Source organism: Roseococcus sp. (assembly GCF_965227005.1).
Classification (GTDB): Bacteria; Pseudomonadota; Alphaproteobacteria; order Acetobacterales; family Acetobacteraceae; genus Roseococcus.
In genome coordinates this window covers 229439-250605 of the sequence record NZ_CBDDFJ010000003.1, presented here as the reverse complement: position 1 = coordinate 250605, position 21167 = coordinate 229439, and the positions used below count along the sequence as shown (strand labels likewise).

The following is a 21167-nucleotide window of genomic DNA, read 5'->3' as shown; positions in this document are numbered from 1 at the left end:
GAAGTGCAAGCCCGCAAGCACCCGGGCATGCTCGGACTGTGCGCCGCGCATGGGGCTCCGGTCCGGGGACCGCGCCGATCGACCCCGGCGACGGCGGATATCGCCGCCGTTTCTCCGCAAGGGTGATAGGCTCGGCCGGACGCGCAGGGGAGTTCGTGAAGATGCCGATCCAGATCCGCCGGCGGCAGGCCGCCCTCGCGGCGCCGCTGCTCCTGCCGGCCGGCGTTCTCGCCCAGGGCGTGCCGGTGAATGCCGTCGAGGAGGCAATGACCGCTTTCGCCGCCTTGCCCGGCACGGCGAGCGCCTTCCTCGCGGTGGACGATCCCGCCGGGGCCTGGCAGCTCGGCCACCAGCCGGACCTGCCGCTCTTCGTGGGCAGCGCCGTGAAGACCTTCATCCTCGCGGCCTATCTCCTGGCGGTGCAGGATGGCGGGCTGACTCTGGCGGAGCAGCTGCCGGTGAGCGACGAGGTCCGCTCGCTGGTCAGCCCCGTGCTGGGCGAGGTCACCGGCACCATGCCGGCGCGCTCCGTGCTGGAGGCGATGATCACCCATAGCGACAACACCGCGACCGATATCGCCTTGAGGAAGATCGGCGTGGAGGCGGTGCGCGCCATGATCGCGCGCGCGCCGGTGGCCGGCGTGCGGATCCCGACCTCGACGCGCCGGCTGTTCTCCCACATCGCCGGGGCGTCGCCGGGGGTGGATCTCGGCTGGGCGGGCGTGCAGGCGGTGATGGCGGACCGTCTGCCGGGCACGCCGCGGCCCATCGTCAATGACAGCGAGACCATGCTGGCCCCGGCCACTGCGATGGTGGCCTGGTATCGCCATGTGCTGTCGGGGCGGCTTTTCACCTCGGAGGCGGCGCTGTCGGAGTTTCGCCGGATCTCGTCGATGGCGGACGGCCTGGGCTTCGTGATTCCGCCGGGCATCGCGGCCTATGGAAAGGGCGGAAGCATCGTCTGGCAAGGCGAGAACGCGCTGGCCCTGGCGGGGCAGATGGTGGTGCGGGGCATCCCGGCGAGCTTCTGCTTCTCGTATAACTGGCAGGGCGGGCCCGAGACCGTGCCGACGACGACGGAGCTGTTGATTCCGGCGGTGCGGACCGTGTTGCGCGCCGTGGCGACCCGGATTTCCTGAGCGGGCCAGGGCCGAAAGCCCTGGCAGGGAGGACGAGGGGCGGCGCCCCCCGTCACCTGTCTCAGGCCGCGGCGTCCGTATCCTCGACGGCCTCGACCGTCTCCCGCACATCCCGCTTGGCGCGGATCGGCACCAGCATGAAGGCCGGGATGCTGTCGCCGAAACCGACGACCGAGGGGCCCATGTCGTCGCGATCGCGGCCACGCGCGCGGAACTCCTCGCGGCGGAACTCTTCCCGGCGGGGGCGTTCCTCGCGGGCGCGGAACTCCTCGCGCGGCGGGGCGGCTTCGCGCGGGGGGGCAGCCTCGCGCGGGGCCTCCTCGCGGCTGCGGCCACGCGGACGGTCGTCGCGCTCGCGGCGGGGACGCTCCTCGCGGGGGGCGGCGTCTTCGGCACGCGGCGCCGCCTCGGGGCGCGGACGATCGTCGCGGTCACGCCCGCCACGCCCGCCGCGATCGCGGCCACCGCGCTCGCGACCGGAGTCACGGCCGCTGGCGGGGGCGGGCATCGAGCGGCCGTTGCGGCCGCGCTTGCGGGTCGCGGCCTCGGCGATCTCCTCGTCGGTGACGGGGTCGATCCCCTCGATCTCGAGGCGCGGGATCGACGCGCCGGTCAGCTTCTCGATGGCCTGGATCAGCTTGCCGTCATCGGCCGTCGCGATGGTATAGGCGTGCCCCTCGCGCCCCGCGCGACCTGTGCGGCCGATGCGGTGGACATAGTCCTCGGAGTGGAAGGGGACGTCGAAGTTGAAGACGTGGCTGAGGCCGCCGATGTCCAGGCCGCGCGCGGCGACGTCGGAGCAGACCAGCAGCCGGATCTCGTTCGCCTTGAAGGCGTTCAGCGTGGCGAAGCGGGCCGACTGGTCCATGTCGCCATGCAGCTCGCCGACCGAGAAGCCGTGCCGCTTGAGCGACTTGTAGAGGATGTTCACGTCGACCTTGCGGTTGCAGAAGATCAGCGCGTTCTGCACCTGCTCGCGGCGGATCAGCCGGCGCAGGGCCTCGCGCTTCTCGCGCTCCTGCACATAGACGACGCCGGTGGTGATGGTGGTGGCGACCGAAGCCGGGCGGCTGACCGTGATTTCCTTGGGGTTCTGCAGGAAGGCATCGGCCAGGCGGCGGATCTCGGGGGCCATGGTGGCCGAGAAGAACAGGGTCTGGCGCAGCTGCGGGATGATCGAGACGATGCGCTCGACATCGGGGATGAAGCCCATGTCCAGCATGCGGTCGGCCTCGTCGATGACCAGCAGCTTGCAATCGGCCATCAGGATGCGGCCGCGATCGAAGAGGTCGAGCAGGCGGCCTGGCGTGGCGATCAGCACGTCCACGCCCTTTTCGAGCACGTCGCGCTGGTCGTTCATGCTCTCGCCGCCGATGAGCAGTGCATGGTTCAGGTTGAGGTACTTGCCGTACTTCACGAACTGCTCGGCCACCTGCAATGCGAGCTCGCGCGTCGGCTCGAGGATGAGGCTGCGCGGCATGCGCGCCTTGGCCCGGGTGCCGGCGAGGATGTCCATCATCGGCAAGGTGAAGCTGGCGGTCTTGCCCGTGCCGGTCTGGGCGCAGCCCAGGACGTCGCGGCCCATCAGCACGATGGGGATGGCCTGCTCCTGGATGGGAGTGGGGTGGATGTAGCCGCTCTCGACGACGGCGCGCAGCAGCTCGTCGGAGAGACCGAGATCGGCGAAGGTGGCGCGCGGCGGGCCGGGCTCGGCGGCGTCGTAATCGGCGTCGGAGACCTCGTCCTCGCCGAGCGGGGCGGGCGCCTCGGCGGCCGGCTCTTCGCTGGAGGGCTCGTCCTGCACGGCGGCGGGCACTTCGGCCTCGGCCGCGGCGACCGGCTCAGCCGGGATTTCCTCGGCCGGCGCTTCGGCGACCGATACTTCCGCAACGGCGGCTTCCGCCACGGGCGCGACCTCCGCGGGAACTTCCTCCACGGGGGAAGCAACAAGCGTGTCGGGGGTGACGATGGTCTTGGTCTCGGTGACGGCCGGATCGGTTCCGTCAAGCGCGCTCGGCGCGGTGGTCTCGTTCAAAGTTGGGCTTCCTGGCCTGAGGGCCGGCGCATGGGGCGCGCACGGCCGGTCGGGCGGACTTGCCGCCCTCTTCTGCAACGGGCCGCATATGCGCCCGATGCGGACGGAACGCAACACGAAACCCGCGCATTGCGCGCGGGCCTGTCGCGAATTATCCACAGCGCATGCTCCGCCCCCTGCTGCTGCTGCCCGGCCTTCTTTGCGACGGCCGCCTCTGGCGCGACTGCCTGCCGCCGCTGGCCGGAATCGCCGATCCGCGCATCGCCGACCTCACGCGCGACGACAGCGTCGCCGAGATGGCGGCCCGCGCGCTGGACCTCGTCGAGGGCGAGGAGCGCTTCGCCGTCGCGGGCCTTTCCATGGGCGGCTATGTGGCGCTGGAGGTCTGGCGGCAGGCGCGGGGGCGCATTACCCATCTCGCGCTGCTCGATACCTCCGCGCGGCCCGACACCGAGGAGCAGAAGCGCCGCCGCCGCGCATTGATGGCGCTGTCCAAGTCGGGCCAGTTCAAGGGCGTCACGCCACGGCTGCTGCCGAGCCTCATCCACCCGTCGCGGCTCGACACGCCCCTCGCCGGCGAGGTGATGGAGATGGCGGCGCGCGTGGGCCATGACGGCTTCCTGCGGCAGCAATTGGCGATCATGGGGCGGCCGGATTCCCGCCCCGATCTGCCGGAGATCGACATCCCCACCCTCGTCGCCTGCGGAGATGAAGATTTGCTGACACCCCCCGCGCTGCACGACGAGATGGCGGCCCTCATCCCCGGCGCGCGCCGCATCGGCTTCGCCCGGGCCGCGCATCTGCCGACCATGGAGGTTCCCCAGGAGGCGGGGGCCGCATTGCGGGACTGGCTGCTGCGCTGAGCCTGCCGTCAGCCCGCGATGCAGCGCGTGACATTGGGCTGGGCGCGGGCCGCGCTCGCGACGGTGCCGGGCGGGCAGGGGGCCTGGGCGCGGCTGGGGGCGGCGATGCCGCGATCCCAGTCGCGCACCTCCGGATCGTCGCCGAGCGATCCCGTCCCGCCGCCGCCGCCGTAACGCGCGCCCGGCGTGCAGCGGCCCCGGCCCTGGGGCACGCCGCCATTGGGGCAGAGGAAGCGCCGCGCGGCCTCGAGCGCGGCGCCGCTCCGGGCCATGGGGCCGCGGATGATCTGGATGCCGCGCGACTGCGCTTCCGCCGCCGGGGGCAGCGAGACGAGAAGGACGGCAAGGATCAGGACCAGGCGCATCGGATCACTCGAAGCAGAGCGGAGGAGGGCGTCGCATCGGTCGTCGAAGGTGCCGCGCGCCGCCGTTCTCCTTGCCTGACGGATACACCCCGGCCGGCCGCGCGGGAAACCCCGCCTGCGACCGGCTCCGGGGCCGGGCGGCGGCCACCTTGGATGGGAGGTCGCGATACTTAAGCGAGAATTGTCTTTAAAAAGAGGTTAATTCTTGCTTGAAGCGGCAACTTTCAGGTGTTACCCCTGACATCGGGGTCGGGGCGGGAAAAATTCCTGCCGTCCTGGAGGCTGCATGAGGCTGGCGGTTGCGATCCTGTTCGCGGTTCTCTTCGTCGGCGCGCTGGTGGTTCCCATGGGCGCCGCGCCGCCCGCGGATGCCTGCGGGACCTCCTGCCTGAACGGCCCGATCCACCAGGCCCGCGCCGACGCCATCCCGCCACCTTTGGCCGTGTCCGCGCCGCGCCCCGTCACCTACGGCGCTTTCTCCCTCGCCCGGCCGCCGAGCTTCCGCTTCGGCGTGGCCGTCGGCCAGCGCGACCGTCTCGCCGCGCAGGAGGCGGCGGAAGCGAGCTGCCGCTCCTCGCCGCGCGGCTGCTCGCGGATCGTCGAATTCACCGACAGCTGCATCGCCGTCACCGAGGGCATCAGGCGCCTCGGGCTGTTCATCACCAGCGACCCGCGCACCTATGAGGTCCGCGGGATCGATTACGGGACGGCCTCCAGCCCGGCCGATGCGCAGCGCCTCGCGATGCGCGACTGCCAGTCGCGCGAGCGCGGCGGGCTCAACTGCCGCGTCGTGCAGACCGCCTGCGGGGCGCGCTGAGGGGCGATTCCGCCGAGACGGATCGCGCCCTAGCCCGCCAGGATTGCGTCCGCGATCTTCTCCGCCGTCATCATCGTCGGGAAGTTCGTGTTCGCGCAGGGCACGACCGGGAAGATGGAGGCGTCCACCACGCGCAGGCCCGCGACGCCCCGCACCCGGCCTTGGTTGTCCACCACCGCGCGCGGGTCGCCGTCCGCGCCCATCCGGCAGGAGCACGAGGCGTGCCAGACGCCGATCGTGGCCTTGCGGATGAAGGCTTCCAGCGCCGCGTCGTCGGTCATCACCTGGTCGAAGGTGAAGCCCTCGATCACGAATTTCTCGATGAAGCGGCTGCGGATGAATTCCGGGCCGTCCATGACCAGGCTGATCATGGAGGTCAGGAAGCGGTTCTTGTTGTTCACGATGCCGAGCGCGCGGACCTTGTCGCTGTAGCTCGCGGGGAAGTGGTTGGAGGTGAGCTGGCCGAGTTCGCCGCTCATCTGGATCGCCGCCATCATGCGGAAGCCCGTCATCAGCCGGTCGAGGTCGCGGCGGTCGGAGAGGAGGTTGAACTCCACCACCGGCTCGGCCCGCCAGTCCTTGGAGGCGAGATAGACCTGGCCCGTCTCGGAATAGGTCTTGTTCACCCAGATCAGGAAGGAGGCGACCTGCTTGCCCACGGCATGCCAGGCCGATTTGCTGACGGCGGCGGCGAACATGTCGCCCTGCGGAATGCCCTCGATCCCCGAGGAGTAGCGCAGCCCGAGCTGGATGTGCCGGCGCGTCTGCACGTCGTCCATACGCGCGTCGCGCTTGAGGAAGGAGGAGAGCGAGATGGCCGGATGGTCCATCAGCCCCTGGCCGACGCCGGGCAGCGCATGCAGGACCTCGATGCCCTTCTCGCGCAGATGCTGCACGGGACCGATGCCCGAGCGGAGCAGATGCGCGGGGGAATGGATGGCGCCCGAGCAGAGCAGGATCTCGTTGGCCCGGAACTCCTGCTCCTGGCCGCGCACCAGCGCCTTCACGCCCACGCAGCGCAGCCCCTCGAAGATGAGCGAGGTGACCTGCGTCTCGGTCGAGATGGTGAGGTTCGCGCGCCGGCGCGTCTCGCGGTCGAGATAGCCCATCGCGGCCGAGGCGCGCTGCTCGTTCTCGTTGGACATGGTGCAGGCGAACCAGCCGTCCTCGAAGACGCCGTTCTGGTCGGGCAGGTATTTGAAGCCCGCGGCCGCGAAGGCCTTGCCGGCCGCGCGGGCATGCGGGTTCCACTGCGCCTCCTTGAGGCGGCGGACGGGGATCTTGCCCTCCTTGCCGTGCAGCGGCCCGTCGAAGTCGAGATCGCGCTCGACCTTGCGGAAATAGGGCAGGACGGACTCCCAGTCCCAGCCCTCGGCGCCGCGCTCGGCCCATTCGTCGAAGTCGCTCGGCGCGCCGCGATTGGCGAGCTGGCCGTTGATGGAGGAGCCGCCGCCCAGCACGCGCGCCTGCTCGTACTTGCGCAGCGGCGGCCGCTCCTCGGGGCGGTTGTGCGGCACGACCTGGGTGTGGACCTTGAGGTCCGTCCAGTGGAAGCGCGGGTCGAAATAGGCGGTGCCGGGATAGCTGTCCTTGATCTCTGTGGGCTCTTCGCCCGGCGGCGTGTCGGGGCCCGCCTCGCAGACCAGGATCTGGTTCGTCCCGCGCGCCGAGAGCCGGTGCGCGAGAACGGAACCGGCGGAGCCGCCGCCGACGATGATGTAATCGTAGATCATGCGGGCTCCCCCTTCTTATGCGGGCTCTTTGTCGCGGGCGGCCACCATGTCCTTGAAGCCCTGGCGCGCATGGCAGGCCTGGAGCCAGGCCTTCACGCGCGGCGCGGCGTCGAAGAGCTGCGCCGCGGGCATGGCGTAGCGGACGACCTCGGCGAGGTTGATGTCGGCGACGGTGAAGCGGCCGCCGACGATGTAGCCCGTCCTGGCCAGTGCCTCGTCCAGCACGGCGAAGGGACCGGCCAGCGCCTCGATCGAGCGGGCGGCCAGCGCGGCGTCGCGCTGCTCCGGCGGCTTGGCGGCGAGGTTGTAGAGGATCTGGATGGAGTGCGGCTCCACCTCGGTCATGGCCCAGATGGACCACATGGTCATCTCGCCATCCTCGGCGAGGTCCTTCGGCGCCAGCGGGCCGCCATGCTTCTTCGCCATGTAGAGGTTGATGGCGAGCGACTCATGCAGGCGCAGCTCGCCATCCGTCATCGAAGGGATGCGCGCGTTCGGATTCACCTTGAGGAAGGCTTCCGAGCGCGTGTGCATCGGTGCGTCCGGCGCGGACTTGTCCTTCACGCGATCCGTCTGGAGGACGGGCACGTGCCGGACCTCCATGCCGAGCTCATTGGCCAGCCAGAGGTTGCGCGAGGCGCGCGAGCGGTAGCAGCCATAGATCGTCAGCATCGACATATCCTTCAGAAAAGTTCCATCAGCCGGGCGTGATCGGAGAAGGCCGCGGGCGGCCCTTCCTCGATGATCGCACCGGATTTCATCACGAGCACGCGGTCGGAAATCGCGAAAGCCTCGCGGACATTCTGCTCGACGAGCAGGATGGCGATGCCCCGGCTTTCCCGCAGCGCCGCGATGGGCGCCAGCAGATCCTGGAACAGCTTCGGCGCGAGGCCGATGGACGGTTCGTCCAGCAGCAGCGCGCGAGGCCGGGTGAGCAGCGCGCGCGCGATGGAGACCATCTGCTGCTGCCCGCCGGAGAGCGTGCCCGCGCGGCGCGTCCGGAAATCGCGGATGCGGGGGAGAAGCGCGAGCACCTCCTCGATGCGCTCCGCGCGTTCCGGCTTGGGCACCGCTGCGGCCCACAAGGCGAGGCCGAAGATCTCGTCCACGGTGAGGTCAGGGAAGACGCCGCGGCCCTCGGGCACCAGCGCCAGGCCGGCGGCGCCCAGCGCGGCCGGGCTGTGGTCCGCCAGCTCCTGGCCGAAGACCCGTATGCTCCCGGCATCGGGCCGGTGCAGGCCGAAGAGCACGCGCAGCAGCGTGGACTTCCCTGCGCCGTTATGGCCGACGAGGGTGACGATCTCGCCCTCGCCGAGCGTGAGCGAGATATCCTCGAGCACCGCGCGCCCGCCATAGCCGGCGCGCAGGCCGGTGGCTTTCAATGCACTCATGCCGCGTCCTCGCGATCGCCGAAATAGATCGCGGCCAGCTTCGGGTCGCGCAGGATGGTCTGCGGATCGCCCTCCGCCAGCACCAGCCCCTGGTCGAGGAAGGCGATGCGGTCGGCCAGTTCCGTCACCACGTCGAGATTGTGCTCGATGAGACAGATCGCGACGCCCTGGCGCCGCGCCTCCTTCAGCAACTCGCCGAAGCGCCGGCGCGAGGAAAGGTCGAGACCGGAGGCCGGTTCGTCTAGCAGCCAGATATTGGCGCGCGCGGCCAGGATGCGCGCCATGGAGAGAAACTTGCGCTCCGCATAGGCGAGGTCGATGGCGCGGGCTTCCGCGAGCGCGGTCAGGCCGGTGCGTTCCAGCGCCTCCTCCGTCGCGGCCTCGCGGGCGCGGCGGGCGGCCGCCCCCCCGGGTTGCCAGAACCAGGATGAGGTCTCGGTCGCCGTGCGGACATTGTCGCGCACCGACATGTGGCTGAAGAGCCGCAGATCCTGGAAGCTCCGCGCCACGCCCATCCGGGCCACGCGATGGGGCTTGAGGCCCATGATCGATTGCCCGCGCAGCATCGCGCTGCCGGCATCGGCGCGAAGATTGCCGGTGATGAGGTTGAAGCAGGTCGTCTTGCCCGCCCCATTGGGGCCGACGAGCGCGGTGACCATCCCCGCGGTGAGCGAGAGCGAGACGCCCGCCACGGCCTTCACCCCACCGAAGGAGCGCGAGAGGCCCTCGCAGACCAGAAGAGGGGCGCTCATGCGTGGCTCTTTCCGCGGCTGAGATCGCCGACGAGTCCGGCCGGGCGGAAGATCATCAGCAGCGTCATGGCGAGGCCGTAGATCACCTGCTGCACGGCGCCGACCTCCGTGGAGGGAATGAAGGGAAGGAAGGACAGACCCGCCGGCAGCGAAAGCAGGATCACCGCCCCCACCAGCGGTCCCCACAGCGTTCCCGTGCCACCGATGATGACCATGGCCATGATCAGCACGGATTGATCGAGGTTGAAGCTCTCGACGTTCACGAACTGCATGTGCATGGCGAAGAGCGCGCCTGCGACACCCGCGCCCGCGCAGGCGAAGGCGACCGCGAGCGCCTTGGCGGCGGCGACGTTCTTGCCCAGCGCCTCGGCCGCGCTTTCGGCGTCGCGGATGGACTGGAGCGTGCGGCCGAAGGCGCTGCGCATCAGCAGCGCGGTGGCCAGCAGGATCACGGCCAGAGCGCAGAGCGCGACCGGCAATGTGCTGACCTCCATGCCGAAGATATGCGGACGCGGGATGCCCGTCAGTCCGCCGATGCCGCCGGTGAGGGTCTTGGCCTCGCTGAACAGCGTGACGGCCATCATCTGCAGGCCGAGCGAGGCGGCGACGAAATACTCGCCCCGCACGCGCAGGGCCGGCAGCGCCAGGCAGAGCGAGAGTGAGCCCGCGACGAGGGCTGCGACCACCATGGCGACCAGCGCGTCCGGGATGAGCAGCAGCGAGACCTGCGCGCCGGCATAGGCGCCGAGCCCGAAGAAGACCGCATGCGCCACGCTGAAGATGCCGGCATAGCCGACGGCCACGTTCAGCGTCGCCGCCAGGATGCAGAAGATCGCACCCAGCGAGGCGAGGTTGGTGAGATATGCGATCATCGTGCTTGTGCGATCCCGAAGATGCCGCTCGGGCGGAAGATAATGAAGGCGAAGAGCACGAGGAAGGAGACGGCCTCGGCCCATTGCGTATCGACGAAGTTCAGCGCCACCGCCTCGGCGACGCCGAGCATGAGGCCGGCCAGGGCCGCGCCGCGCAGCGAGCCGACGCCGCCCACGATCGTCGCCGCCATGGAGATGAGCATGACCTGATGGCCGATCGCCTCGTTCAGCCCCGAGGTCATCGCCGTCAGGATCGCGGCGGGCGCGACCAGGGCCGAGCCCACGGCGAAGGCGAGCAGCGAGAGCTTGGTGGAGGAGAGCCCATAGGCGCGCAGCAGGTCGGGATTCTGGTGCAGCGCGCGCAGGGCGACGCCCGCATTGTGGCGCGTCAGGAAGAACGACAGCATCAGGAAGAGCAGCAGCGACAGCCCGATCGCGACCCAGAAGACCTCGGCCAGATAGACATCGGGCAGCACCTCGACGGCGCGCGACAACGGCGTGTCCACGCTCGCGAAGCCGCGCCCGGCGAACATGCCGACCAGATTCTGCACCACGATGCCCACGCCGAAGGCCGCGACGAAGACGGTGAAGAAGGAGCCCTCATGCCGCTGGATCGGCCGGTAGACGAACCAGTAGATGCCGATGCCGAAGAGCATCGCCACCACGACGCCCGCCAGCGCGGCGATGGGCCAGGGCCAGCCGGCATTGGTGGCGAAGAGGAAGGTGTAGCCGGCCAGCGTGAAGGCCGAGCCGTGTGCGAAGTGGAAGATGCGCGTCGCGCCGAAGATCAGGGCGAAGCCGGCCGCGGTCAGCGCGTAGAGCGCGCCGACCTGCAGCCCCTGCAACAGAAGCTGGAAAAGAAGCACTGGGTCAGCCGATCTTGACCAGCCGTCCGCCACGGATCTCGGTGATCTGAAGCGCCGCGCTCATATTGCCCAGATCGTCGAAGCGGCCCTTGCCGCCCACCAGGTCGAACTCGCGCTGGGCCAGCAGCACGCGGCGCAGGTTCTCGCCATTCACCTCGGCATTCTCGCGCTCCAGCGTCTGCGCGAGCAGGCCGAAGAGCCGGACGGCGTTGTAGTAGTTCACCTGGTAGGTGCCGGGGTCGGCGTTGTGGCGCGCCTTGAAGTCGGTGGCGAAGCGGCGGGTGACGGCATCGCCGCCCTCGAAATCGGTGCTCTGCGTGGTGAAGATGAGGCCTTCCGCCTCGGTCAGCGTGCGCACGCTGTCGATGTTCATCGCCGAATAGGAAACGAGCGGCTGCGACACGCCGTTGTCGCGGAGCTGCTTGATGATCTGGCTCTGCTGCGCGCCGAAGGAGGCGATATAGACCGCGTCCGGCCGCGTCTGGCGGATGCGCGCGGCGACGGGGGCGAATTGCTGCGCCGTGCGCGGCACCGAGAAGCTGCCCACCAGCGAGCCGCCGACCTGCGGCAGCGAGGTGCGCAGGATGCCGAGAATGGCGTCGCCCAGCGGATCGTCCACATAGACCAGCGCCACGCGCTTGAGGTTGCGCTGCATCATGAAGGGCAGCAGCGCCTGCGTCTCGAGATGCGCGAGTGGGATAACGTTCCAGAAATAGGGCGAGAGGCCCGAGAGATCGGGCCCGACCGCGCCGCCATTGACCATGACGGTCTTGGCGCGATCGCCGACCGGCGCGACGGCCTTGGAGACGGCCGTGAAGGCCGAGAGCACGTAATGCGCGCGGTCCACGTTCACGAGCTTGGTCATGCCGATCACGCCCTGCTGCGGCAGGGCCTGGGTGTCCTCGGCCTGGATGCGGAGCGGGCGGCGCAACATGCTGTCGGCGTTGATGTGCTGCACGGCGAGCGCGGCGCCGGCCGTGAAGACCGTGCCGTATTCGGCATTCGCGCCGCTCATCGGGAAGAGGGTGCCGACGATATAGGGGGCGGCGGACTGCGCCTGCGAGCGGCCGATCAAGGATGTCGCGGCGACGCCGCCCAAGAGCGCGCGGCGCCCCGTAGTGAAGCCATTCATGGCCGTTTCCCTAAGTAATTCTTGTGGGATGCATGTTCCTTCGCGCTTCGTCGGCATGTCAACCGCGCCCCCGTTCTCCTTCCGGCGACGTGATCGAAACGATGTCTGGCGGGAAGGCGGATCCCAGGCATCGCTCTCTTTGGCGGAGGCGTCGGGCCGGATGGTCGCGGCTTCGCCTCAGGGGGCCGGCAGGGCGACGATGCCTGCGATTCCGCTTGGAATTCGGTTGCAGGCATCAGTGATTCTAAGGGATTCAACCGGCAATTGCCGGCGCCAGGACGTCGCAACCGATGCGCCGCATTTTCCATGCGAAATGCAACTGTTGGACGGTTGGCGGGGCAGCTGCAAGGCTCTCTAATCATCAAACCTTAAGTGAATATGCTTTCGATGGAGGCGATTCTCGCGGGGAATATTTGTCGACGGCGGCCGGAGGTCGTGACCAGGGACCAGATCATGTGCGCGCCTTACTTTCCCGCCGATACGAGCCACGGCCGACCCATGGCCGCCACGCCGCACCACTCACCTGAAAAAAGACGCGGCGCGCACGAGGGGACGGCCCGCGGCCAGGCTTTCGGCGCGGCATCGCATCCCGATGCCCACGGCGCCTGGATCGGGCTTCGCCTTGCCTTGCTGGATCAGGCCAGAGCGTTGGCGCGTACCCACAGCCGCCCCGCGACAGCGGATATTCGGGGCCCGGAGGAGGCGCTCGCCCGGCTCGCGATCGCGCTTCTCGACGAGGTCAACCGCATCGCCGCCTTCCTGCTCGCCCGGGAAAACACGGAGCCGACCGACCCGATAGGGTGACGCCCGCATCTCCGTCGGGGGGAAGAATCAGCCAGGATGCCAGAAGCACCACGGGCTGACGTGGCAAGGCCGTCCGATCAGCGCTTGTAGTCGGCGCCGTCCCGGTCGATGCGCCGCCGCAGCGCCTCCCATTGCCGCACGCCATATTCGGGCTGCCTGCGCATCGTGGATTGGCGCCTGGCCGCGCGCTCGACGATGTGGGGCTCGATGAGGACCGGCGCCTCATCCATGCTGCGCGCGATCATCTCCACTTCGCAGGCACGCTCAAGCATGTAGAGGCGATAGAGCGCGGCCGGGATGGACTGGCCGGCGCTGAGCAACCCGTGATTCAGCAGGATCAGCGAGCCGCCCTTCTGCGCGCTCTGGCCGAGGGCGATGCATTCCTCCTCCGAGGTCGGGATGCCGTATTCGTGGTAGACAACGTCGTCGAGCACGTGCAGCGCGTCCTGGCTGATCGGGCGCAGGCCCTGGCGCAGCACGGAGATGCCCGCGCCGGCGCGGGTGTGGGAGTGCATGATGCAGGCGACGTCCGGGCAGGCCTTGTAGATGCCGCTGTGAATGGTGAAGCCGGCCGCATTGTACTTGGTGCCGCCGCCGAGCACGCGGCCTTCGATATCCATCTTCACCAGGCTCGAGGCCGTGATCTCGTCGAACATGTCGCCATAGTTGTTGATCAGGAAAGCGCCGGGCTCGCCGGGGACGCGCACGGTCATGTGCGTCTCCAGCAGGTCGGTCCAGCCGAGATATTCGACGACGCGATACAGCGCGGCGAGGTCGCAGCGCGCCTGCCATTCGGCGTCGCTCATGCTGGCGGATGCGGGCTTCACAGCAGCGGACATCGGAAATTTCCTTGGATGATTTGTCGTTGGCGACAGGCTAGCGGTTGAGCGCCGCCGGCGTACAGAGACCGCTCCCGCGCGGATCGGATGGCGGGCGGGGCGGCACTCGACGGCACAACTCGACCTCCCCGCGAAAGGTCTAGCGGCGCGTCCCTGAAAGCACGGCGCATGGACTTGAAGGGAAATGGCGAGGTGGCCTTGCAAAGATCCATCCACCCAGGACGATGACCATTCCCATCACGTCAAACAATGTCGAGACGGGGTAATCATCAGTAAAATTCACACTCCGCGCAATTTGGCGGGCATGTTAGGGAGAGCGGCGGATCCGGAAAAGGATCATCTTTTTGATGGGTTTGCTCTCACAGCGCCGTAAGCTCGCCCGCGGCGTATCGCTGCAAGCCAGCCTGCTGGGCCTCCTGCTCCTCGTCTTCATTCCCACGCTCGGCGTCCTGGGCATCTCGCTCTATGGCGTCGATCAGTCCTACCGGGACGCGTCCAACAAGCACCTGCTGGAAACGGCGCATGTCGTCGCCCAATCGGTCAGCAGCGAGCTTATGACCGCCGCGCGCCTGCTGGCCGATCATGATGGGGGGAGCGAGATCAACAAGGGCGATCCCCCGGACACGGAGCCTCGTCGCAACGGCCAGCCATCCCGCGTCATCTCGGTGCTGCCGGCGCTCACGGCGCACTCCGTCAGCCCGGTCGAAAGGCTGGCCGCGACGGCCGCCGCAACCGGGCGCTACGCGGTCTCCAACATCTTCGCCGCCGATGACGGGACGCCGAGCCTGGCCATCGCCGCCCCCGCGCCACGCGATTCCGCCGCCTCGCGCGTCGCCGTCATGGTCGGCCAGCCGGGGGCGCTGATCCGCACGCTTCAGCGGGAGCGCGGCTTCGACACGAGCCTGGTCCTCGCAGTCGCCGATGGCGCCGGGCACGTCATCGCGCGCTCGCGGGACGCCGAGGCCTTCATCGGCAGGCCGGTGCCCGACTGGGGGCGGCTGATGGCCCTCGGAACGGCGAGCGGCCTCTTCGAGGCCCGCGCGCTCGAAGGGCCTTCCGTGGTGTTTGCTTTCCAGGCCATCAGCGGCACCCCTGGATGGGTCTCGGTCGTCGGCGAGCCCTTGTCGGCCTTCCAGGCCCGCTGGCAGCAGCCGCTGCGGACCATGCTCATCGCCTCGGGCCTGACGATCGCCACGGCGCTCCTGCTCGGTCTCCTTCTGGCCCGGCGCGTCCTGCGCCCGATCCATCAGCTGGCGGCCCATGCCCGCTCGGTCGCGGAAGGGGGCGGGCCCGGGCTCGGGATCTCGAAGGAGGTACCCGGCGCCTTCGTCGCCGAGTTCGAAACGCTCCGGCAGACTCTGGCCAGTGCCGAGGCCGCGATGCGGCGCAGCGCGCTGGCGGAGCGCTCCATGGTGGAGGCGCTGACGGTGAGCGAGCTGCGCTATCGGACCATCGCGGGCATTGGCGCCCTGGCCTTCTGGCGCCGCGCCCGATCGGGGCCGGTCACGGAGATCTCCGGCCTGCAGGGCGTCACCGGAATTCCCGACGAGCAGGCGCGCGGCGACGGCTGGCTGGCGATGACGCACCCCGACGACCTGCCGCGTGTGGATCAGGCCTGGGAGGCCGCCCTGGCGTGCGAGGGGCAGATCGACGTCGAGTTCCGCCTCATGGGGCTCGACCGGCACTGGCGATGGCTCCGGACGCGCGGTGCGCCGCTTCTGGAGGGCGAGGGGCCAGCCCGCGAATGGATCGGCGTCATCGAGGACATCAGCGCCAGAAAGACCAATGAGACCGAGCTGCGGCGGGAGCGCGAACGGCTGACGCTGGCAACGCAGGTCGGCGGCCTGGGCGTCTGGGATTACGAAATCGAGGCCGATCGCCTGGAATGCGACGAGCATTGGCATCGCATCGTCGGGCGCTCCATCGCGCAGCCGGTGACGACGATGGGGGAATGGAAGCGCTGCATCCATCCCGAAGACGCCGGGCGCGTGACGTCGGTCGATCGGTCGACACTGACCGAGCTGGCCGCCAGCCAGGAGAATTACGGAATCGTCTTCCGCATCGTCCGTCCGGACGGCGAGGTCCGCTGGGTTCGCTCGACGGCCTGCGTGATCGCAGGCAGCGCGGGCATCCCCCATCGGGCGGTCGGCGTGCTCCAGGACATCACGCAAAGCCGCCTGGCGGAGCAGGAGCTGCAGGACAGCTACGACTTCCTGCGCCAGGCCGAGCAGCTGGCCCGGATGGGCAGCTGGAACCTGGATCTGGACACGGGGGCCTTCCGATCCTCCGACATGATGTACGAGATGAACGGCTGGAACCCGGCCACCCCGCTGACGGTCCGGGATCTGCGCGGTCTCATGACGCCCGACAGTCTCGAGCGGGTGGAAAGCGCGCGGAAGCGCTGCGTCGAGACGGGCATGCCCTATCATGTCGAGATCACGCATCTGCGGTCCGACGGCACTTCCTTCCCCGCCCATATCCGCGGACAGGCCATCCGCTACGAAGACGGCCGCGTCGTCGCGCTTTCGGGAACGCTGCAGGACGTCACGGAGCGTCATGAGCATGAGGCGCGCCTCGCCGCTTTGGCCGACAACCTTCCCAGCGGCGCGCTCTACCGGCTCGAGCAGAAGCCTGGCGGCACGCTGGTCCTGACCTATGTGAGCGGTGGCATCCAGCGCCTCATCGGCATCACCGCCGACGAGGTCATCGAGGACCGCGGCGTCTTCCTCTCGCTGATCCATCCCGACGACCTCCCGGCCTATCAGGCCGCGGTGGACCGCTCGATCCCGGCCGGCGCGGTGTTCGACCAGGAGGTCCGCGTCAAGACGCGCGATGGCCGCGGCGTCTGGATGCACTTCCGCTCGGCCCCCCGCGCCCAGGCGGATGGCCGCACGGTCTGGGACGGGATCATGCGCGACATCACTCAGGAGAAGCTCGCAGCCCAGGCCCTGCAGGATGCCAAGGAGAAAGCGGAGGCGGCCGAGCGCAGCAAGAGCGATTTCCTCGCCGCGATGAGCCACGAGATCCGCACGCCCATGAACACCGTCATCGGCATGACGCGGCTGGCGCTGCACACGGAAATGACGCCGCGGCAGCGCAACTACCTGGAGAAGGTGGAGACCTCGGCCAAGACGCTGCTGGGCATTATCAACGATATCCTGGACTTCTCGAAGATCGAGGCGGGCAGCCTGGAGCTGGAGGACACCGGATTCACGCTGGAATCGGTGCTGGAATCCCTGTCCGCCGTCACGGCGATGCGCGCGGAGGAGAAGGGCATCGAGTTCGCCTTCTCCATCGCACCGGACGTCCCGCGCAGCCTGCGCGGCGACCAGCTCCGGCTGGGGCAGGTGCTGACCAACCTCGTCAGCAATGCCGTGAAATTCACCGCGCAGGGCGAGGTCGTCGTCTCCGTGGCCACGACCGCCCGTGAGGACGGATCGCACATCCTGCAATTCAACATCCGCGACACCGGCATCGGGATGAGCGACGAGGAGGTGGCCGGGCTCTTCCAGCCCTTCATGCAGGCGGGGTCCGGCACTGCGCGCAAGTATGGCGGCACCGGCCTCGGCCTCGCCATCAGCCGGCAGCTTGTCGAGATGATGGGCGGGCGGATCTGGGTGACGAGCCAGCCGGGGCACGGCAGCATCTTCTCCTTCACCATGCCCGCGGGGCGCGGAGCCGGGACGCAACCGCCGCAGGCCGCCGCATCGGGCCGGCTGCGGTTGTCCGGCCGGCGCGCGCTGATCGTCGACGACAATGCGAGCGCCCGCGAAATCCTCGTCGACATGATGCTGGGCTTAGGCTTCGAGGCCGAAGGGGTGACCTCCGGCGAGGAATGCCTGCCGGCGCTGCGCGCGGCGGTGGCGAGAAGTTGCCCCTTCGACATCGTGCTCATGGACTGGCGGATGCCGTCGATGGACGGGCTGGAAGCCGCGCGGATGATCCGGGCCGAGGCCGGGCTGGAGCAGATACCGGCCGTCTTGATGGTCACCGCCTTCGGCCGGGAGGAGGTCCTTCGCGCCGCGGAGCAGCTCGGGTTGGAGGGCATTCTCATCAAGCCCATCACCGAATCGACGATGTTCAACACCGTCTGCGAGATCCTCGGCCGGCCGGATCCCGGGGAAGGATCCGGGGAGGCGGACGAGGAGGCCCGACGCCGCCGCGGCCTGCCGGACCGGAACGCCCTCCTCTCGATCCTGACGGGCAAGCGGGCGCTCGTCGTGGACGACAATGCCTTCAACCGCGAGGTCGCGAGCGACTTTCTGACGCAGGCCGGAATGCAGGTGGAGGTCGCGCTCGACGGTTTCGACGCCCTGGAGAAGCTGGAGGCGCATGCCTTCGACGTCGTGCTGATGGACCTCCACATGCCCCGGATGGGCGGCCTGGCCGCGACGCGCGAGATCCGCCGCCAGGCGCGCTGGGCCAGCCTGCCGATCATCGCCCTGACGGCGCAGGCGCGGACCGAGGACCAGAAGGCGAGCCTGGATGCCGGCATGACGGTGCATCTGACGAAGCCCATCGACGAGCAGGCGCTCTACCGGATCCTGGCCGATCTGCTGGCGCCTGCCGATCGAGGCGCTAGCTCCGCCGACGCGACCGTCGAGACGGCGTCCACCCCCCTGCGGCTCGACACACCGGCCCTCCTGCGGCGGCTCGGCGGGCGAAGCCCAGGGCGGGTCCGCCAGCTTCTCGAGGGCTTCCTGCGCGACTTCACGGGAACGACCGGGCGGATGAGGCAGAGCCTGCAGGACGGCCTGGCTGCGGAGATCGCGGCCCTGGCCCATACCATCCGGGGCAGCGCGTCCTATCTCGACGCGACGGCGGTCTGCGCGGTGGCCGGCCAACTGGAGGCGGCGGCGACCGAGGGGGATCTTGCCGCGGTGGCCAGCCTCCTGCCCGCCTTCGACCTGCGGCTGGGTGAGTTGCTGGAGGCCGTCCGCGCCAGCCTGCCCCTGCTGCCGGCAGACCCGGAGAAAGAGGCCGGGCAGGGGAGCGTGCTCGCCTCCATACATGCGGCGCTGCCCCTGGTGGTCGCCGGCGATTATGCGGCGCAGCCTTTGCTCGACGGGATCCGCGCGGGCCTCGCGGGCCGGCGCGGACGCGATCTCGCCGAACGGGCGCAGACCAGCTTCGATGACCTGGAGCTGACCCAGGCCGAGACGGCTCTCGTGGAGCTGAAGCAGATTCTGGAGGCGGAACGGCGAGCGGCTGAGTGACGCCCGGATTCCAGCAGCGATTCAGTGGTGATCCGGCGCGGCCGCGCCGGTTCTTGCCGAACTGTCGCTGCCTGGTCAGGGAATTCGAAGAAGCAACGGCGCCCCGGAGAACGAGTACTGAGGCCCGAGAGCAGGTTTCTGTTGCAAAAAGTGCTTGGCATCGCCCACGGAAAGCTTAACCTAAGCTGAATGAGCGACACCGCAATCATCACCTGCACCGTGGGCAACGCGCAGCCCTGTGTCAGCAAGCACGTCTTCGCCTTGGTGGACGTTCAATTGGACGTTGACGGTGTGCGCTTCGTTATCCGGGGCGTGCAGGCACGGCATCTGCCCTCCGGTGGCACCTCGATCCACCTGCCGACCTACAAGGATGCGGGGGGTAGGCCGCAGCCGGCCATAGAGCTTCCCGAGGAGATCAAGCAGCCCCTGTGTGACGCGGTGCTGGGCTTCCTCGTGGACGAACGCCTCGCCCGAAGCAATCCGCACCTCACCCGCTGAGACAGGACGGCCGGCTTCAACATCCCCGGACAGGCTGCGGAGGTGGGGCCGGCGGAGGCGCAGCCGAAGCACCGCGCCCCATATCGAGCGAGCCCGCGTCAAGCTATTGCGACGCGCGCGGCACGATCTCCAGCGCGCGCGGGCCGGGCTGAAGTTGCCGTGTTTGACATGCGTCGACTGATCTGCGCCATTGGTCTCGCCTTCGTTCAGCCGTTCCGATCCCAGAAGCTCTCTAAAAGACCAGCTGGATAAGTCCCGTTTGTCCGGCTTGAGTTGGCGATTTGCGTCGGAATTTCCGCACGCATGTGATCAGGAATTAAGCGAATGGCTTCAGGTACCGTTAAGTGGTTCAACGCCACCAAGGGCTTCGGCTTCATCTCGCCGACCGGCGGCGGCGGCGACGTGTTCGTGCACATCACTGCTGTTCAGGCAGCGGGCTGGCAGGGCCTCAATGATGGCCAGCAGGTTTCCTTCGACCTGACGGAAGAGCGCGGCAAGACATCTGCGGTGAATCTCAAGGCGGGCTGACCCCCGCCTTCTTCGAACGGCGGCTTGCCGCTGATCGCAGCATTAACGCCCGTCCTCCTCGCGAGGGCGGGCGTTTTGCGTTGCACGGCTTGCGTATCTTCAGCCCCACCCACCGCGCAGGCGAGGTGGAAGCGGGTGCGGCCTACACTTTCGTTCATAATCTTTGCGGAGCTCGGTGCGGCCGCTGCTCAGGGCCTGCCTGCCGATTCGCATCGTGGACTGCCGGGCATTGCGGGCCGTGGTTCAGGGAGTTTCGCCGCACGGCGGTGGCCCGACGACATGAGGCAGGGGTGGATGATCTCGGCATCGCTGGCATGACCGGCCACAGGCCCAAGAGCGCCCGGGCCGTCTGAAGCGAGGTGGGTCGACGCGCGGTTCCGGACCCGTTCTAGCCGAGTTGGAAGCGCTTGTTGGAAGTTCTGACCTCGAGCAACTGGCAGGTAAATTGGAAGTACCTTTAAAGTATAATGATGTCGAATTTAACAATATAATCCCAGATATATTGATTTATAATCTTCGAAATACTATTTTGTCGCAATGTATAAATTCCGTAATGGCCAATTAGAGATCGACCGTTTCGGAGCGGGGTAGGGGTATGGAACCGTCCACGGCGCTGACCGGCTCCAGCCGCGAACTACACTCACCCCGGCGCGCACCACTCTTCCCGTCTGCCACCGCCGTAGGGCCCCGCAAGGCCCTTGCGGATCATTGCCTCGGCAAGGTCGCGCCTCTGCGGGTTCCGAACCACAGCCAGTAGCCGCTCATACCGGTCGCGGCCGCGCGGCTATAGCGTTACGCCGCCGGCGATGAGATCCGACATTCGGGTCGTCGCGGCCCGCGCCAGTTGTTCTTCGCGCGGGCATCGGGCTGACATCTCCGGCGCGTCCAAGCACATGATCCGGACGCGCTCGTCGCCGCAGCGGATGGTGTCGCCGGCGATTACCCGGCATCTCGTCTGCGCGTTTATCGGCGATGCGGCGAGCGGCAGAATGGGAAGGCCAGGAGGGCGAAGCTGCTCATGCTGCAGCGCATCGCGAGCTGTATTTCGACACGCGGTAATGGCCGCCAGCGTCGCGTTGGCCTGTGTCACCGCGACGAGTGGTCCCGATCCACGTCCGCCACCTGCTCCTTGGCATCATCACGCCAGTGTCGAACTGCTCAAGCAGCTCCGCGACGGGCTCCCGCGCCAAGAGGGGCTCCTCGGCCAGTGGTGGCCCGACAAATTGCGAGCGGGAACGTCCGAATTCGTCCGCCTGGCTCGGCCGGCCGGCGTTTGCTGAAAGCGTAGCTGTACGTTAATGCCAACCGACAGGCTCA

The 21167-nt window shown here is 68.6% G+C and carries 17 protein-coding genes and 1 pseudogene; 7 read left to right on the top strand and 11 right to left on the bottom strand.

Annotated elements, in window-relative coordinates:
* Nucleotides 1-161 precede the first annotated feature (161 nt).
* Nucleotides 162-1139, top strand: a complete 978-nt coding sequence (locus ACO057_RS01475; RefSeq protein WP_421988572.1) for a serine hydrolase — start codon at nucleotides 162-164, stop codon at nucleotides 1137-1139.
* Nucleotides 1140-1200: 61 nt separating this feature from the next.
* On the opposite strand, the gene ACO057_RS01470 is transcribed toward ACO057_RS01475, so the two are convergent.
* Nucleotides 1201-2955, bottom strand: a complete 1755-nt coding sequence (locus ACO057_RS01470; RefSeq protein WP_421988597.1) for a DEAD/DEAH box helicase — start codon at nucleotides 2953-2955, stop codon at nucleotides 1201-1203.
* Between the two features lie 383 nt (nucleotides 2956-3338).
* Here ACO057_RS01470 and ACO057_RS01465 point away from each other — a divergent pair, with 383 nt between their 5' ends.
* Nucleotides 3339-4037 (top strand): alpha/beta fold hydrolase, encoded by a 699-nt coding sequence (locus ACO057_RS01465; protein ID WP_421988571.1) that lies wholly within the window; start codon nucleotides 3339-3341, stop codon nucleotides 4035-4037.
* An 8-nt stretch (nucleotides 4038-4045) separates the two neighbouring features.
* On the opposite strand, the gene ACO057_RS01460 is transcribed toward ACO057_RS01465, so the two are convergent.
* Complete coding sequence (locus ACO057_RS01460; RefSeq protein ID WP_421988570.1) at nucleotides 4046-4402, bottom strand: hypothetical protein; 357 nt, start codon at nucleotides 4400-4402, stop codon at nucleotides 4046-4048.
* 286 nt (nucleotides 4403-4688) lie between these two features.
* Between ACO057_RS01460 and ACO057_RS01455 the strand changes: the two genes are divergently transcribed.
* A complete protein-coding gene (locus tag ACO057_RS01455) occupies nucleotides 4689-5219 on the top strand; it encodes a DUF4189 domain-containing protein (RefSeq protein ID WP_421988569.1) in 531 nt (176 codons plus the stop codon).
* 29 nt (nucleotides 5220-5248) lie between these two features.
* Here ACO057_RS01455 and ACO057_RS01450 read toward each other — a convergent pair whose 3' ends face one another.
* Genes ACO057_RS01450 through ACO057_RS01420 form a run of 7 tightly spaced genes read right to left on the bottom strand, consistent with a single transcriptional unit; the run spans nucleotide 5249 to nucleotide 11965 of the window.
* Entirely contained in the window at nucleotides 5249-6952 is a 1704-nt protein-coding gene (locus ACO057_RS01450; protein WP_421988568.1) for a GMC family oxidoreductase, read from the bottom strand.
* A 15-nt stretch (nucleotides 6953-6967) separates the two neighbouring features.
* Complete coding sequence (locus tag ACO057_RS01445; protein WP_421988567.1) at nucleotides 6968-7624, bottom strand: glutathione S-transferase family protein; 657 nt, start codon at nucleotides 7622-7624, stop codon at nucleotides 6968-6970.
* 11 nt (nucleotides 7625-7635) lie between these two features.
* Nucleotides 7636-8343 (bottom strand): ABC transporter ATP-binding protein, encoded by a 708-nt coding sequence (locus tag ACO057_RS01440; protein ID WP_421988566.1) that lies wholly within the window; start codon nucleotides 8341-8343, stop codon nucleotides 7636-7638.
* A complete protein-coding gene (locus ACO057_RS01435) occupies nucleotides 8340-9095 on the bottom strand; it encodes an ABC transporter ATP-binding protein (protein ID WP_421988565.1) in 756 nt (251 codons plus the stop codon). The genes ACO057_RS01440 and ACO057_RS01435 overlap by 4 nt, the downstream gene beginning before the upstream one ends.
* Nucleotides 9092-9967: a branched-chain amino acid ABC transporter permease gene (locus ACO057_RS01430; protein ID WP_421988564.1), complete on the bottom strand. Its 876-nt coding sequence runs from the start codon at nucleotides 9965-9967 to the stop codon at nucleotides 9092-9094. The genes ACO057_RS01435 and ACO057_RS01430 overlap by 4 nt, the downstream gene beginning before the upstream one ends.
* The gene (locus ACO057_RS01425; protein ID WP_421988563.1) at nucleotides 9964-10833 is read right to left on the bottom strand and encodes a branched-chain amino acid ABC transporter permease; all 870 of its coding nucleotides are present in this window, start codon (nucleotides 10831-10833) and stop codon (nucleotides 9964-9966) included. Before ACO057_RS01425 ends, ACO057_RS01430 begins: the two co-directional genes overlap by 4 nt.
* Before the next feature lie 4 nt (nucleotides 10834-10837).
* Nucleotides 10838-11965, bottom strand: a complete 1128-nt coding sequence (locus tag ACO057_RS01420) for an ABC transporter substrate-binding protein (RefSeq protein WP_421988562.1) — start codon at nucleotides 11963-11965, stop codon at nucleotides 10838-10840.
* Nucleotides 11966-12352: 387 nt separating this feature from the next.
* Here ACO057_RS01420 and ACO057_RS01415 point away from each other — a divergent pair, with 387 nt between their 5' ends.
* Nucleotides 12353-12769 carry a hypothetical protein gene (locus ACO057_RS01415; RefSeq protein ID WP_421988561.1) on the top strand — a complete coding sequence of 139 codons (417 nt, stop codon included), beginning with the start codon at nucleotides 12353-12355 and terminating at the stop codon, nucleotides 12767-12769.
* Nucleotides 12770-12846: 77 nt separating this feature from the next.
* Here ACO057_RS01415 and ACO057_RS01410 read toward each other — a convergent pair whose 3' ends face one another.
* On the bottom strand, nucleotides 12847-13608 hold the full coding sequence (locus tag ACO057_RS01410) for a class II aldolase/adducin family protein (protein ID WP_421988560.1): 762 nt from the start codon (nucleotides 13606-13608) through the stop codon (nucleotides 12847-12849).
* 347 nt (nucleotides 13609-13955) lie between these two features.
* On the opposite strand from ACO057_RS01410, the gene ACO057_RS01405 reads away from it, so the two are divergent.
* From ACO057_RS01405 to ACO057_RS01395, 3 genes are all read left to right on the top strand, one after another.
* A complete protein-coding gene (locus ACO057_RS01405; RefSeq protein ID WP_421988559.1) occupies nucleotides 13956-18824 on the top strand; it encodes a PAS domain-containing protein in 4869 nt (1622 codons plus the stop codon).
* Nucleotides 18825-19013: 189 nt separating this feature from the next.
* Nucleotides 19014-19322, top strand: a complete 309-nt coding sequence (locus tag ACO057_RS01400) for a hypothetical protein (RefSeq protein ID WP_421988558.1) — start codon at nucleotides 19014-19016, stop codon at nucleotides 19320-19322.
* A 324-nt stretch (nucleotides 19323-19646) separates the two neighbouring features.
* The gene (locus ACO057_RS01395) at nucleotides 19647-19850 is read left to right on the top strand and encodes a cold-shock protein (protein WP_421988557.1); all 204 of its coding nucleotides are present in this window, start codon (nucleotides 19647-19649) and stop codon (nucleotides 19848-19850) included.
* 640 nt (nucleotides 19851-20490) lie between these two features.
* On the opposite strand, the pseudogene ACO057_RS01390 reads toward ACO057_RS01395, so the two are convergent.
* Nucleotides 20491-20616: pseudogene (locus tag ACO057_RS01390) on the bottom strand (hypothetical protein); the annotation flags it as partial.
* Nucleotides 20617-21167 lie beyond the last annotated feature (551 nt).

Excerpts from the sequence above, each read along its gene's own strand:
- ACO057_RS01475 (WP_421988572.1), top strand. The coding sequence starts at position 162 with ATGCCGATCCAGATCCGCCGGCGGCAGGCCGCCCTCGCGGCGCCGCTG.
- ACO057_RS01465 (WP_421988571.1), top strand. The coding sequence starts at position 3,339 with ATGCTCCGCCCCCTGCTGCTGCTGCCCGGCCTTCTTTGCGACGGCCGC.
- ACO057_RS01460 (WP_421988570.1), bottom strand. The coding sequence starts at position 4,402 with ATGCGCCTGGTCCTGATCCTTGCCGTCCTTCTCGTCTCGCTGCCCCCG.
- ACO057_RS01455 (WP_421988569.1), top strand. The coding sequence starts at position 4,689 with ATGAGGCTGGCGGTTGCGATCCTGTTCGCGGTTCTCTTCGTCGGCGCG.
- ACO057_RS01450 (WP_421988568.1), bottom strand. The coding sequence starts at position 6,952 with ATGATCTACGATTACATCATCGTCGGCGGCGGCTCCGCCGGTTCCGTT.
- ACO057_RS01445 (WP_421988567.1), bottom strand. The coding sequence starts at position 7,624 with ATGCTGACGATCTATGGCTGCTACCGCTCGCGCGCCTCGCGCAACCTC.
- ACO057_RS01440 (WP_421988566.1), bottom strand. The coding sequence starts at position 8,343 with ATGAGTGCATTGAAAGCCACCGGCCTGCGCGCCGGCTATGGCGGGCGC.
- ACO057_RS01435 (WP_421988565.1), bottom strand. The coding sequence starts at position 9,095 with ATGAGCGCCCCTCTTCTGGTCTGCGAGGGCCTCTCGCGCTCCTTCGGT.
- ACO057_RS01430 (WP_421988564.1), bottom strand. The coding sequence starts at position 9,967 with ATGATCGCATATCTCACCAACCTCGCCTCGCTGGGTGCGATCTTCTGC.
- ACO057_RS01420 (WP_421988562.1), bottom strand. The coding sequence starts at position 11,965 with ATGAATGGCTTCACTACGGGGCGCCGCGCGCTCTTGGGCGGCGTCGCC.
- ACO057_RS01415 (WP_421988561.1), top strand. The coding sequence starts at position 12,353 with ATGGAGGCGATTCTCGCGGGGAATATTTGTCGACGGCGGCCGGAGGTC.
- ACO057_RS01410 (WP_421988560.1), bottom strand. The coding sequence starts at position 13,608 with ATGTCCGCTGCTGTGAAGCCCGCATCCGCCAGCATGAGCGACGCCGAA.
- ACO057_RS01405 (WP_421988559.1), top strand. The coding sequence starts at position 13,956 with ATGGGTTTGCTCTCACAGCGCCGTAAGCTCGCCCGCGGCGTATCGCTG.
- ACO057_RS01400 (WP_421988558.1), top strand. The coding sequence starts at position 19,014 with ATGAGCGACACCGCAATCATCACCTGCACCGTGGGCAACGCGCAGCCC.
- ACO057_RS01395 (WP_421988557.1), top strand. The coding sequence starts at position 19,647 with ATGGCTTCAGGTACCGTTAAGTGGTTCAACGCCACCAAGGGCTTCGGC.